Origin of the sequence: Bradyrhizobium manausense, assembly GCF_001440035.1 — a bacterium.
Taxonomy (GTDB): domain Bacteria; phylum Pseudomonadota; class Alphaproteobacteria; order Rhizobiales; family Xanthobacteraceae; genus Bradyrhizobium; species Bradyrhizobium manausense.
The window spans coordinates 739,244-751,765 of record NZ_LJYG01000108.1 but is presented as its reverse complement, the minus strand read 5'-3'; the positions used below and the strand labels follow the sequence as shown (position 1 = coordinate 751,765).

Genomic DNA, 12,522 nt, shown 5'->3' with positions numbered 1-12,522 from the left:
GTGCCGCTGAGGCTCGACCTCGGCCGCACATCCTTCGAGGCTCGCAAGGGCTCGCACCTCAGGATGACGGGGCTGCTATCGTGATGCAGGACCAAAGACAGGTCTCCGCCGAAGACTCCCTCATCGCGCGCTATTTCAAGCCGCTGGCGACTGATCCGGGTGCGCTCGCCCTGGTCGATGACGCAGCGATCCTGTCCGCATCCGCCGACGACATCGTCGTCACCACCGACGCCGTGGTCGAGGGTGTGCATTATCTTGCCACCGATCCCCCTGATACCATCGCGCGCAAGGCGCTGCGGGTGAACCTGTCCGATCTTGCCGCCAAGGGCGCTTCACCTGCTGGTTTCGTGTTGACGCTGGCGCTGCGCAGCAAGGAGGATGCCTGGCTGAGACCGTTCGCGGATGCTCTCGGCGAAGACGCCAAGAGCTTTGCGTGTCCACTGCTCGGCGGCGACACGGTGTCGACGCCGGGACCGCAAATGATCTCGATCACCGCCTTCGGTCGCGTGCCGAAAGGGCGGATGGTTGGACGCACCGGCGCAAGTCCGGGTGACCTTATCTTTGTGACGGGGACGATCGGCGATGCCGCCCTCGGCCTCGATGTGCTCACGGGCGGTGTGGCCGCTGCTGCGCTGACGGACCCGGCTGCTCGGGACTATCTGGTCGATCGCTACCGCGTTCCACGGCCGCGCAATGCGCTGGCGAGCATCGTGCGCGACTATGCGAGCGCGGCAATGGACGTGTCCGATGGTCTGGCAGGCGATCTTGCCAAGCTCTGTACCGCCTCCGGCGTCAGTGCCGTGGTCAATGCGCATCAGGTCCCGGCGTCGCCGGCTGCCGCCATCGCGATCTCCGCGGTCGGGTTCGAGAAGCTGGTGTCGGGCGGCGACGACTATGAGGTCCTGTGCGCGGTTCCGGAGGGACGCAGCGCAGCCTTCTCGCGGGCGGCTGAGCAGGCCGGGGTCCAGATTACGATGATCGGGACCATCATCGCCGGCCAGGGGGCGCCGCAATGGATCGACGCACAAGGCCGCGAGATCAAGCTGCGGCGATTGTCCTACAGCCATTTCTAGGCCCGGACAGGCCCGTGGTTCGCCGGGATACGAGCGCAGGCTCTCCGTTTTTCGCGATATCAGGGTAATATCGGCAAGTGCAACGGGCGGGCTTGATTCGGATGCCGGACGGCCAAACGATCGAGGTCGGATCCACGTCCCGCTACTCCGGGAGATCGGCAGCTTAAGGCCGACCTCCCGCAATCCCCGCGAAAGCCTGCGGATGTATCAGCGCCGAGGATGGGCGGCTGATGGATATATTTCGATGACGGCGGTCATTTCGGGGGCGGGCGCGGCGCCGGCTGCTCAGGAGCGCGCGTGCGGAAGCTGCACGCTTTGCTGCAAGGTCTACAACGTTGTCGCCTTCGGCAAGCCTGCCGGCACGTGGTGCTCACATTGCGAGCCCACCCTCGGCTGCGCCATCCATGACAGCAGGCCAGGCGAGTGCGCGGCGTTCGATTGTCTCTGGAAGACCACGCCGGCGCTGCCCATGCACTGGAAGCCCGATCAGGCGAAGATGGTGCTGACAGTGCACCCCAAGACCAACAACATCCAGGTCGTGGTTGATCCCGACCTGCCATCGGCCTGGACGCGGCAGCCCTTATCACAGCCAGTTGCGCGTGCTGGCGAAGAGCAACATGGCGAAAGGCCATCTTGTGATCGTGTTCATCGGCGAGCAGGCGACGCTGATCCTGCCCGATCATGAAGTGCCGCTCGGTGTCCTCACGCTCGACCAGGTCATCTCGGTGACGCTGGAGGCCGGCGCGAGCGACAGCGTCTACGAGGTCAAAATCTTCAACCGACGTACAAGTGCTGACGGGCAGACGTTGGAATTGGCGTCTTCATCCCGGCATCCCGTGGGGGCGGCCGCTTAGGCCAAGCCTGCCAAACGCAGCGGCCGGCTGCATCGGAGCTGCCGGCCTGGCGTTCGGGACTAGGTCTAAATACTTGCCGAGATCGGCTTTTTCGCACCTATACGGCGTTGCACCCTCAATTTGATTTTGGCAAGCTTGCGGCCGACTAAAGCCGCCTGCGGGCGGCTTTGTTCAAAATCAAGGCGCCGCACCGCACGACGGACAACAAAGGGCGCCGGGGGTCGTACATCAAGGATCTGAGGCAAAAATCAAATGACAGCATTATGGTTGATAGTGCTCTGCGGAGTGCTTTCCGTCGTCTACGCGATTTGGGCGACGTCTTCGGTGTTGAGTGCGGATGCGGGGTCGCCGCGCATGCAGGAGATCGCGGGAGCCGTGCGTGAAGGCGCACAGGCCTATCTCCGGCGCCAGTACACCACGATCGGCATCGTCGGCATCGTCATCTTCGTGCTGCTCGCCTATTTCCTCGGCCTTTATGTCGCGATCGGTTTTGCCATCGGCGCCATCCTGTCGGGAGCCGCCGGCTTCATCGGCATGAACGTCTCGGTCCGCGCCAATGTGCGCACCGCCCAAGCCGCGACGACGTCGCTCGCCGGCGGCCTCGAGCTCGCCTTCAAGGCGGGCGCGATCACCGGGCTTCTGGTCGCCGGTCTCGCACTGCTGGGTGTGACGCTGTATTTCGGCTTCCTGACCTATTCGTTGAAACTTGCACCCGACAGCCGCACCGTGGTCGACGCCATGGTGGCGCTCGGCTTCGGCGCCTCGCTGATCTCGATCTTCGCCCGTCTCGGCGGCGGCATCTTCACCAAGGGTGCTGACGTCGGCGGCGATCTCGTCGGCAAGGTCGAAGCGGGCATCCCGGAGGATGATCCGCGCAATCCGGCGACCATCGCCGACAATGTCGGCGACAATGTCGGCGACTGCGCCGGCATGGCGGCCGACCTGTTCGAGACCTATGCGGTGACCGCGGTCGCCACCATGGTGCTGGCTGCGATCTTCTTCGCCAAGACGCCGATCCTCGCCAACATGATGACGCTGCCGCTCGCGATCGGCGGCATCTGCATCATCACCTCGATCATCGGCACGTTCTTCGTCAAGCTCGGGCCGAGCCAGTCGATCATGGGCGCGCTGTACAAGGGCCTGATCGCAACCGGCATCCTGTCGCTGATCGGCATCGCAGTGGTGATCTATTATTTGATCGGCTTCGGCAAGCTCGAGGGCGTCGACTACACCGGCATGGCGCTGTTCGAATGCGGCGTGGTTGGCCTCGTCGTCACCGCGCTGATCATCTGGATCACCGAATACTACACCGGCACGGACTATCGTCCGGTGAAGTCGATCGCCCAGGCCTCGGTGACCGGTCACGGCACCAACGTGATCCAGGGCCTCGCCGTCTCGATGGAAGCGACCGCGCTGCCCGCGATCGTCATCATCGCCGGCATCCTGGTCACCTATAGCCTCGCCGGCTTGTTCGGCATCGCGATCGCGACCGCCACCATGCTGGCACTGGCGGGCATGGTCGTCGCGCTCGATGCGTTCGGTCCGGTGACTGACAACGCCGGCGGCATCGCCGAGATGGCGGGCCTGCCGAAGGAGGTGCGCAAGTCGACCGATGCGCTCGATGCGGTCGGCAACACGACCAAGGCGGTGACGAAGGGTTACGCGATCGGCTCCGCCGGTCTCGGCGCTCTCGTCCTGTTCGCGGCCTACAACCAGGACCTCAAGTTCTTCGTTGCAGACAGCGCGCACCACGCCTATTTCGCCGGCGTCAATCCGGACTTCTCGCTGAACAATCCTTACGTCGTCGTCGGCCTGTTGTTCGGCGGCCTGCTGCCGTATCTGTTCGGCGCGATGGGCATGACCGCGGTGGGGCGTGCGGCCGGCGCGATCGTCGAGGAGGTGCGGCGCCAGTTCCGCGAGAAGCCGGGCATCATGCAGGGCACCGACAAGCCCGACTACGGCAAGGCGGTCGACCTGCTGACGCGCGCGGCGATCAAGGAAATGATCATCCCCTCGCTGCTGCCGGTGCTGTCGCCGATCGTCGTCTACTTCGTGATCTACGCGATCGCGGGCGGCGGCCCTGCCGGCAAGTCGGCGGCATTCTCGGCCGTCGGCGCCATGCTGTTAGGTGTGATCGTCACCGGCCTGTTCGTCGCGATCTCGATGACCTCGGGCGGCGGCGCCTGGGACAACGCCAAGAAGTACATCGAGGATGGTCACTTCGGCGGCAAGGGCTCTGATGCCCACAAGTCGGCCGTTACCGGCGACACCGTCGGCGATCCCTACAAGGACACCGCGGGTCCCGCGGTGAACCCGATGATCAAGATCACAAACATAGTGGCCCTCCTGCTGCTGGCGATCCTGGCGCACTGAACCACGAAACTGGCCTGAAGACGGTGACCCCCGCGGCGCAGGCTGCGGGGGTTTTATTTTGGGGCGAGGGGCCAGGCGTCCGCCCGTTAAGCGCCCGGTTCCGGAGCTCTCGTCTTTAAGGTTGCTTAACCCGCTGCGCTCTAGAATCTCGCGAGGCTTTGGCGGCATTTTAGCGAATTTCCGTAGCACGCGCGTTTGGGTCCTCTCATCCCGTCTACGGCGCGATGCGCTCTCAACATGTTCCGGCGCTCGTTGCCCTGGCGGCTGGCTGCAAGAGGAGGTTCGGTTGCGTGCACCCCCAATGAACGAGATTGAGCGTGCACTGACGGCGCATCCGGATGTGACGGATGCTGTCATCTGCGCCGAGGAGAGCCCCGATGGCCGCCAGTTCAAGGTCGCGTTCGCGGCCGTTGCTCCTGACCGCCTGAGCGCAGGCAAGTCGAAACACCTTCAGGCCGAAACCGATCGCAGGGTGACGCAATGGCGTCGGGCTTTCGATCAAGTGTACCGCCATGGCCCTGACAGTGTCGCGCCGTCGTTCGTGGGCTGGACCAGCAATTTCACCAACAGGCCCATTCCCGAAACCGAGATGATCGATTGGCTGGATTGCACGATCGAGCGTATTCGCTCTCTCGGTGCGAGGCGGATATTGGAGGTCGGGTGCGGGGTTGGGTTGCTCGTCGAAAGGCTCGCGCCCGGGTGTGAGGTGTATTGCGGGACCGATCTCTCACCGGTCGCTGTTCACCGATTGCGCGCGTTCGCGCAGTCGAAGGCCGAGCTTCGGCATGTCGAATTTCACGAGCGGGAGGCCACTCATATCAGCGGCTTGTCGCCGCAATCGTTCGATGCGATGGTGATCAACTCCGTCGTGCAGTACTTCCCCGGCATCGAATATCTGCACACGGTCCTGGAGCAGGCCGTCAAGCTGGTGGCTCCTGGTGGCCACATCTTCGTCGGCGATGTTCGCAACCTCGAGCTCTTGCCGGTCTTTCACCGTGAGGTTCAATCCGCAAAAGCCCCGTCGGGTGTCACCCCGGCATCGCTGGAGCGCAAGATCATGCTGGCGATCGCCCAGGATCGCGAACTGGTGATCCACCCCGAGTACTTTAAAGGCATCCCCGAATTCATCCCGCAGATTTCGGGAGCCGAGATCCAGCTCAAGCGCGGATCGAGCTACGAGCTGACCCGGTATCGGTACGATGCGGTGCTGCGTGTCGATCCCGAGGCTGTTTCTGAGTGCGGCAAGAGCCGTGACCTCGCGCCGCAGACGGAACCCTGGATCAGGGCGGGGAGGGCGTTGGCGACCGACCCGATGGCCGCGGCGTTCCTCCAGCAACTCGGCATGGAGCTCAGCGATGCGTTGCGAGGGCAATTCCGCCAGGAGACATTGCCTGCGGCCGTGATTGCGCTGAGCCAGCGCGATTTTGCCGACATCATGCCGGCGCCGTCGATCGTGCCTGATGATGCTGCCAACCATGAGCGGGTCGAGGCATAGCGATGGTCGCCCATAATCTGGCGCTGCATTTCGAAGCGGTTGCCGCGGCCTCGCCGGAGGCCCTCGCCCTGATCTGCGAAGGCGACAGCCTCACCTTTGCCGAGCTCAACAAGTCCGCAAACCGGCTGGCGCGATGGCTGACATCGCAGGGCGTGGACAGGGGCGCCGTCGTCTGTCTCGAGCTGCCGAAGATGGTCGAAGCCTATGCGCTCGCCATGGCTTGCATCAAGATCGGAGCGCCGTACGCGTTCCTGGATCCGGCCGCTCCCGCGGAGCGCGCCCGACTGATGCTGGAGCGATGCCGCCCGGCGCTGATCGTCAGCGTGCGCGGGGGAGTTGGCAGCCGCGCATTGATCGGCGACGCCGATGCCCGCGCGGCCCTGCGCGATGCCGTGTCGCGCCTTGACGATTCGAACCTGCCGCAAACCGCTGTGATCACAGGGGTTGATCCCGCCTACGTGATGTTCACGTCGGGGTCGACCGGTGAGCCGAAAGGCGTGGTCATCCCCCATCAAGGAGTGCTGCACCTGATCGATTGGGCCAAGCACGATCTTGGCATCGGACCCGGCGACCGGCTGACGAACGTCAATCCGATCTACTTCGATAATTCAGTCTTCGATATCTATGCCGGATTGCTCAACGGCGCGGCGATCGTTGCGCTCGACGCGCTGAAGGGACGTCCGCCCGCGGAGCTGGTGTCGGAGATCACGAAGCATCAGTGCACGTTCTTCTTCGCAGTGCCGACGCTGTTCATGTTCCTGGACTCCATGCACCTGCTGAGGCCCGATTGGCTGCCGAGCGTCAGCCGGTTCATGTTCGGCGGCGAGGGATTTCCGCTGGCGCGGCTTCGCCCGTTCTACGACGCGTTTGCCGGCAAGGCGAAGCTGATCAATTGCTACGGCCCGACCGAAACAAGCTGCATCTGTAGCGGTTTCGAGATCGTCGAATCCACCTTTGACACCTCCGACGGGTTGGCTCCGCTGGGGCGGCTCAATCCCAATTTCAGCTACCGGATTCTGGACGAGGACCTGAAGCCGGTGCCCGCGGGCACCGCGGGCGAGCTGTGGCTCGGAGGTCCGGGCGTTGCGCTCGGCTACATCAACAATCCGCAAGAGACGGCCCGCCGCTTCCGTCAGGATCCGTTGATCCAGGGCTATCGATCGATCCTTTATCGCAGCGGTGATCTCGTCGAGGCCGAGGCTGGATCCGGTGTGCTCCGCTTTCGTGGCCGGGCCGACAATCAGGTCAAGCTTCGGGGCTACCGGGTCGAGCTCGAGGAGATCGATCACGCCCTCGTCGCGTGCAAGGGCGTCACGCGCGCGCTCGCCGTGGTGCTTCAGGATGCCGGCGGTGCAAGCCGGCTGCTGGCTGCCTATGCAGGTGAAAGACTGCCGGAGAGCGAGCTGCGCCAGCACTGCACCGCGCATCTTCCCGCCTACATGGTGCCGGGCAGGTTCATCTGGCTGGAACACATTCCCGTCAACGCCAATGGCAAGGCAGACCGGCGTTCGGTGGCGTCACTGCTTGGTGAAGCCGTCGCAAGGGCCTCGTAGATGCCAAAGCCCGCAGCGTCCACGCGCGTTGTCCGATGAGCGTCGAGAGCCAGCCCTATGATGGTGCGGCCACGGGTGTGCTCGCGAAGCCGTCGTGGCGACTGATCCCTCAAATCGATCGTGACCCGACGCTCGTGGCCGGTGTGCAGGAGGCCCATGGACGCGTGTTGCTTTGCTGCGGGGTCGGGCTGCTGGCGGTGCTGTTCTGGCAGATCGGCATCGACTTCTCGTCCGCCGGTCTGGCGCTGGCCTGCGCCTACGCCGGGCGATACCGGCGCGTCCTGATTTTTCTTGCGACCTCGCTGCTGCTTTGGCGCAGCGGCTTCCTGGTCGACCGTACGTTTCTCGCCCGGCTCGCAATCGACGAAGGCGTCGCGGACCGGATCGATCAGCCATTGGTATCGGCGGCCATGGTGGCCATAACGTTCGCGCTGTTCTCCGTATTGCTGGCCATGCGGGGGGCGGGAGCCATCGTGCTCCGCCGCCCGACGCTAGGCCTGTTGGTCGCTTTCCTGGCGCTCGTCGTCGTAACGCAGGCCAGTTTCACGGCCGGCACACCGCGTGTTCTGCTCTGGTCGTTCCTGATGACGTTCCAGCCGTATCTGTGGTTCCTTGCCTACGGTCTGGTCGACGCGGCCAAGGAGCGAGCTCCGGTGTGGCAGCACCTCGGCGTCTTTCATCCCTTCTGGGGAGCAACGCTGACCCCATTCGGGAAAGGACTGTCCTATCTTCGTCGTTTCGAGGCCAAGACGTCGGAGGAGCTCGCGGTCACGCAGCTCAAGGGCGTCAAGCTTGCGGCCTGGGTCCTGATCCTGGCGATCGGCAAGATCTGCTTCGGCGAACTCGTCCACGGTCAGTTGCGGCTTCCGATGTTTGACGACAATCTGCTGCAGTATCTCGCCGGTCATCCACAGCCACGCCTGGTGGGGTGGGCAAGCGTTGTGGTCTTCTTTGTCGACGACCTGCTGAGCATGACCGTGTTCGGCGGCGTCATCGTCGCAACGGCGCGGCTTGCCGGCTTTCGGCTGTTGCGCAACACCTATCGTCCCCTGCAGTCAGCGACGCTCGCCGAGTTCTGGAACCGCTATTACTTCTACTACAAGGAATTGCTGGTCGATCACTTCTTCTACCCCACCTTCGTGCGCTGTTTCCGCGGCCATCGCCGGCTTCGCATGTTCTTCGCCACCTTTGCCGCGGCCTGTATCGGCAATTTGCTGTTCCATTTCATTCGCGACATTCACTTCGTCGGCGAGATGGGGCTTTGGCGCGCCGTGGTCGGCGAACAATCCCACGCATTCTACACGTTCGTCCTGGCTGTCAGCGTGGGGCTCTCGCAGATGCGCCGCGTGCCGCAGCCGGCCCCGAGAGGGTGGCTGCGCGGCCGCTTGCTGCCTTGCCTGTGGGTCTCCGGCTTCTTCTGTGTCATCCACATCTTCGATGCACCGTTGGACCGTGAGCACTCGCTCTGGCAACGCGCCGAATTCCTGTTCTATCTCCTGGGAGTCACGACATGACCACGACAGAGCGCCCTGAAGTCAGATCGCGGATGCGGCACTACATCACGCAGCGCCTCATCATGAAGGGCGATCTGTCGCCGCTCAGTGACGACGATCTGCTGTTCACCAGCGGGCGTCTCGATTCCCTCGACGCGGTCGAGCTGATCATGAGCATCGAGACCGATTACGGGATCAATTTCTCCGACATCGGTTTCGACCTGACGCGCCTGGACTCGATTTCGGCGATTGCCGCTCTGGTGCAGCAGCCATCGGCCGAGCCTGCCTAAAGCCGGCCTGGAAGCTACTGCACGTCCATCTGCAACCCTTCCTTCTGGATGATGCCGGCGAATTTCTTCGTCTCGGCCTCCACGAAGTCCGCGAACTGCTGCGGCGTGCCGTAGTCGGCGCGCGCCCCCATGGCGGCGATGTTCTTCCTGATGTCGTCGCGCTCCAGCATCGCCTTGACCTCAAGATTGAGCGCCTCGAGCACGGGCGCAGGCACGCCCTTCGGCAGAAACACCGCGAACCAGGACGACACGTCGAAATTCGCAAGCTCCGGCGCGCTCTCGCGCATGGTCGGCAAGGTTGGTGCGAGCTCGCTGCGTTCTGTCGTGGTGACGCAAAGGCCGTTGAGCGTGCCGTTCTGCACCTGCGGCAGGCTCGGATAGAGATTGTCGAACAGGATCTGGATGTCACCGGCGAGCGCCGCCTGGAGCGCGGGGCCGGCGCCGCGGAACGGAATGTGCGTCATCTTCAGCCCGGTGAGCTGGAGGAACCAGGCGCCGGTGAGGTGAGGGCTCTGGCCGACGCCCGATGAGGCGTAGCTCAGCTTGTCCGGATTGGCCTTCAGATAGGCGATCAGCTCAGAAACCGACTTGATGCCGGTCTTCGGATGCGCCGACACGATGTTGGGGATCCGGATCATGTTGGAGACCGGCTGGAGCTGGTCCGGCTTGTAGGTGAGGTTCTTGAAGATGCTGTAGGCGATCGCGTTCGGGCCGGGGTTGCCGATCAGGATGGTGTGACCATCCGGCCTGGCGCGCACGGCCTCGGCGGTCCCGATCGTGCCGCCGCCGCCGGAGCGGTTTTCCACCACGGCCGATTGGCCCCAGGCGGTTTGCAGATGCGCAGCCAGGAGCCGGCCCATCACGTCGGTCGAGCCGCCGGCCGCGGCCGGCACGATGATGCGGACGTTCTCGGTCGGCTTCCAATCGGCGAGGCTCGATCGCGGCAGGATCGCTGCGGCCGAGAGGCCCGCGGCCCCCGCAAGCACGCGACGACGGGACAACAATCTGTTCTGAAGTCTCTTGGGCACGAATCCGGCTTCTTGTTTTGCTGGGAGCGTAGGGAACCTCGTGCGCAACGGCAAGTCGCGGGCGACGATGCGCGTCGTGCGGAGAGCGTCACGACGCCGCAGGCGGACAGGTCAGCTTGATCTCAGTTGAAGCTGAGCAGCTTGAACAGCGGCGTGAGGTAGCTCATCTCCTGGCCCGAGGTCGGCGTGGTGCGGCTGATCGAGTCGAAGATCTTGCCGTCCTGCAGGCCGTAATTCGCAAGCCGGCGCACGCGCCGGTTCTTGTCGAAATAGATCGCGATCACGCGCTGGTCGACCACTTTCTGATTCATGAAGGCGACGGGGCGCTCCGAGCGCTGCGAGATATAATAGAACACCTCGCCGTCCAGGGTCGCGACGGTGGAGGGGGTGCCCATCACGATCAGCACCTGGTCCTGGCTCGCGCCGATCGGAATCTGCTCGAGCGCACCCGGCGGCAGGATGTAGCCCTTCTGGAACTGCTCGCCGGTGCAGCCTGCGAGCGCGGCGCCAACCAGGGTCACGGCCGCGAGCATGCGCAGGCCGCGCCAGCATGCGGTAAGGCCGCGCCGCCGAGTTGCGCGCAGGCTGGTCTGGTTCGTTATCGTCATAGCGGAACTGATTCCGTCCCCTTGCGTCGCGCGAGGCGCTGAAGTACCGGGCTGGGCGTCTGAATGCAACTCGCGCGCGCCCGCTTGCGGAAACCACAATGCTTTGGCCGTTCAATCACTTCAGGAAGCCCCGGCTCGCCCCGCCCGGCACCATTGAAGCCATCTATGGCATGATCGTGACGCAGGCGCGAGAACCCATATTTTACCGGGACTTGGGCGTGCCAGATACGGTTAACGGCCGTTTCGACCTGTTACTCCTGCACCTCTGGCTGTTGCTGCGCCGGCTGCGGACTGTCGTCCAGGGCGGTGCGGAGTTGTCGCAGGCCCTGTTCGACCGCTTTTGTGAGGATATGGACGACAATCTGCGTGAGATGGGCGTGGGCGACCAATCCGTTCCGAAGCGGATGCGGGCCTTCGGCGAGGCCTTTTACGGCCGCGTCCAGGCTTACGACCAGGCGATCGAGGCAGGCACGGAGGCGCTGGCGCAGGCAGTCTGCAAGAATATCTTGAATGGCTCAGGGCTGGATCAGGCGCGGCGACTCGCCGGCTACGCGGCGGCGGCTGATGCCGATCTCGGCCAGGCCGGCGATTCCGCCCTTTTACAAGGCTCTTTCAAATTTCGCGCGCCGCTTCGGAAGGATGAGACGTCATGAACCGATCGATGACCGGGTCCGAGCCCGATCCCTGGCGTTCACCCATAACAGTAGCGCAAATTCCCGATACGGGGCTTCACCGTGAGCTCGAAGCCTCGACGGCCGAACGCCGGGCCATGGCCGATGTCGCGGGGCTGCGCGACGTCCTGTCGGCGCATGCCGATTTCGACGTCGAGCCGAAGAGCGGCGGCCGGGTCCAGGTCACGGGCCGGGTGCGCGCCCGGGTCGGTCAGACCTGCGTGGTCACGCTTGATCCGATCGAGAGCGAGATTGACGAGGAGGTCGATCTGACCTTTGCCCCGGAGGCCGAGACGCGGCGGCTGGAGGATCTGATCGAGGAAGGGCAGGACGACGAGGGGCCGCCTGATGTCGCCGATCCGCCCGAGGCGATCGTCAACGGCATCATCGACCTCGGCCGGATTGCGACCGATGCGCTGTTCCTGGCGATCGATCCATACCCCCGCAAGCCGGGTGCCGTGTTTGAGGCAGAGGTCGCCGCGCCAGATCCCGAGGACCATCCGTTCGCGGCGCTGAAGGCGCTCCAGGACAACAAGCAGGGCAGGAAGAAGGGCAAATAGCTGGGCATTCCCCGTAAGACCGCCGTCCTGCGTCGTGTGAGGTCCTTGCCGGACCGACTTGAAAGTCCGCATCATCCATTTGATTATTATGATATTTTTGTGAATTCGAGCGCCCGCCATCAGATCGCCCTTAGTTCAAAAGGCTGGGGGCAAGAGGTTGTTTCGGGATAACAAAACGCTATTGTCGCGCCCCGGTCCGGGTGCGGCGTGGCGCTTGGCCGGTCGCCATGTCCATGGCGAACCCATTTTGCGGCCCATCCGTTCAGGACCGTACCAGACCAGGTTTCCGGGACTTTTATGCCAAGCAAGGTTCGCATCGCGCTGGACGCCATGGGGGGCGACGACGGCGCTGCCGTGGTCATTCCAGGCGCCGCCATTTCCCTCGCGAGGCATCGGGACACCGAATTCCTGCTGGTCGGGGACCGCGCCAGGATCGAGCCTGAGCTCGACCGGCATCCGCAGCTCAAGGCCGTCTCGAGGATCATTCACACCGACGTTGCCGTCAGCGGCTCGGACAAGCCGAG

The 12,522-nt window shown here is 64.0% G+C and carries 11 protein-coding genes and 1 pseudogene; 10 read left to right on the top strand and 2 right to left on the bottom strand.

Going from position 1 to position 12,522, the window contains the following annotated elements; all coding sequences use genetic code 11:
- Nucleotides 1-83: 83 nt before the first annotated feature.
- From thiL to AOQ71_RS33695, 7 genes are all read left to right on the top strand, one after another.
- Nucleotides 84-1,073, top strand: coding sequence for a thiamine-phosphate kinase (gene thiL / locus AOQ71_RS33725; RefSeq protein ID WP_057756386.1), 990 nt, complete (start codon nucleotides 84-86; stop codon nucleotides 1,071-1,073).
- 599 nt (nucleotides 1,074-1,672) lie between these two features.
- A complete protein-coding gene (locus AOQ71_RS33720; RefSeq protein ID WP_162268438.1) occupies nucleotides 1,673-1,927 on the top strand; it encodes a hypothetical protein in 255 nt (84 codons plus the stop codon).
- Nucleotides 1,928-2,179: 252 nt separating this feature from the next.
- On the top strand, nucleotides 2,180-4,300 hold the full coding sequence (locus AOQ71_RS33715) for a sodium-translocating pyrophosphatase (RefSeq protein ID WP_057756380.1): 2,121 nt from the start codon (nucleotides 2,180-2,182) through the stop codon (nucleotides 4,298-4,300).
- A gap of 121 nt (nucleotides 4,301-4,421) precedes the next feature.
- Complete coding sequence (locus tag AOQ71_RS33710; RefSeq protein WP_245317308.1) at nucleotides 4,422-5,795, top strand: class I SAM-dependent methyltransferase; 1,374 nt, start codon at nucleotides 4,422-4,424, stop codon at nucleotides 5,793-5,795.
- Nucleotides 5,796-5,797: 2 nt separating this feature from the next.
- Complete coding sequence (locus tag AOQ71_RS33705) at nucleotides 5,798-7,348, top strand: amino acid adenylation domain-containing protein (protein ID WP_057756374.1); 1,551 nt, start codon at nucleotides 5,798-5,800, stop codon at nucleotides 7,346-7,348.
- A 35-nt stretch (nucleotides 7,349-7,383) separates the two neighbouring features.
- Entirely contained in the window at nucleotides 7,384-8,862 is a 1,479-nt protein-coding gene (locus AOQ71_RS33700; protein ID WP_057756371.1) for a hypothetical protein, read from the top strand.
- The gene (locus tag AOQ71_RS33695) at nucleotides 8,859-9,131 is read left to right on the top strand and encodes an acyl carrier protein (protein WP_057756368.1); all 273 of its coding nucleotides are present in this window, start codon (nucleotides 8,859-8,861) and stop codon (nucleotides 9,129-9,131) included. The genes AOQ71_RS33700 and AOQ71_RS33695 overlap by 4 nt, the downstream gene beginning before the upstream one ends.
- Before the next feature lie 14 nt (nucleotides 9,132-9,145).
- On the opposite strand, the gene AOQ71_RS33690 is transcribed toward AOQ71_RS33695, so the two are convergent.
- Together AOQ71_RS33690 and AOQ71_RS33685 are read right to left on the bottom strand one after the other, a co-directional pair.
- Complete coding sequence (locus AOQ71_RS33690) at nucleotides 9,146-10,159, bottom strand: Bug family tripartite tricarboxylate transporter substrate binding protein (RefSeq protein ID WP_057756365.1); 1,014 nt, start codon at nucleotides 10,157-10,159, stop codon at nucleotides 9,146-9,148.
- Nucleotides 10,160-10,281: 122 nt separating this feature from the next.
- A complete protein-coding gene (locus AOQ71_RS33685) occupies nucleotides 10,282-10,767 on the bottom strand; it encodes an outer membrane protein assembly factor BamE (protein ID WP_057756362.1) in 486 nt (161 codons plus the stop codon).
- A 98-nt stretch (nucleotides 10,768-10,865) separates the two neighbouring features.
- Between AOQ71_RS33685 and AOQ71_RS33680 the strand changes: the two genes are divergently transcribed.
- The 3 genes and pseudogenes from AOQ71_RS33680 to AOQ71_RS49035 all read left to right on the top strand — a co-directional run.
- The gene (locus AOQ71_RS33680; RefSeq protein ID WP_057756359.1) at nucleotides 10,866-11,420 is read left to right on the top strand and encodes a ubiquinol-cytochrome C chaperone family protein; all 555 of its coding nucleotides are present in this window, start codon (nucleotides 10,866-10,868) and stop codon (nucleotides 11,418-11,420) included.
- Entirely contained in the window at nucleotides 11,417-11,998 is a 582-nt protein-coding gene (locus AOQ71_RS33675) for a YceD family protein (protein ID WP_057756356.1), read from the top strand. Before AOQ71_RS33680 ends, AOQ71_RS33675 begins: the two co-directional genes overlap by 4 nt.
- A 297-nt stretch (nucleotides 11,999-12,295) precedes the next feature.
- Nucleotides 12,296-12,522: pseudogene (locus AOQ71_RS49035) on the top strand (phosphate acyltransferase PlsX); the annotation flags it as partial.

Coding starts and splice junctions, on each gene's coding strand:
- thiL (WP_057756386.1), top strand. CDS start 84: ATGCAGGACCAAAGACAGGTCTCCGCCGAAGACTCCCTCATCGCGCGC.
- AOQ71_RS33675 (WP_057756356.1), top strand. CDS start 11,417: ATGAACCGATCGATGACCGGGTCCGAGCCCGATCCCTGGCGTTCACCC.
- AOQ71_RS33705 (WP_057756374.1), top strand. CDS start 5,798: ATGGTCGCCCATAATCTGGCGCTGCATTTCGAAGCGGTTGCCGCGGCC.
- AOQ71_RS33680 (WP_057756359.1), top strand. CDS start 10,866: ATGCTTTGGCCGTTCAATCACTTCAGGAAGCCCCGGCTCGCCCCGCCC.
- AOQ71_RS33715 (WP_057756380.1), top strand. CDS start 2,180: ATGACAGCATTATGGTTGATAGTGCTCTGCGGAGTGCTTTCCGTCGTC.
- AOQ71_RS33700 (WP_057756371.1), top strand. CDS start 7,384: ATGAGCGTCGAGAGCCAGCCCTATGATGGTGCGGCCACGGGTGTGCTC.
- AOQ71_RS33695 (WP_057756368.1), top strand. CDS start 8,859: ATGACCACGACAGAGCGCCCTGAAGTCAGATCGCGGATGCGGCACTAC.
- AOQ71_RS33685 (WP_057756362.1), bottom strand. CDS start 10,767: ATGACGATAACGAACCAGACCAGCCTGCGCGCAACTCGGCGGCGCGGC.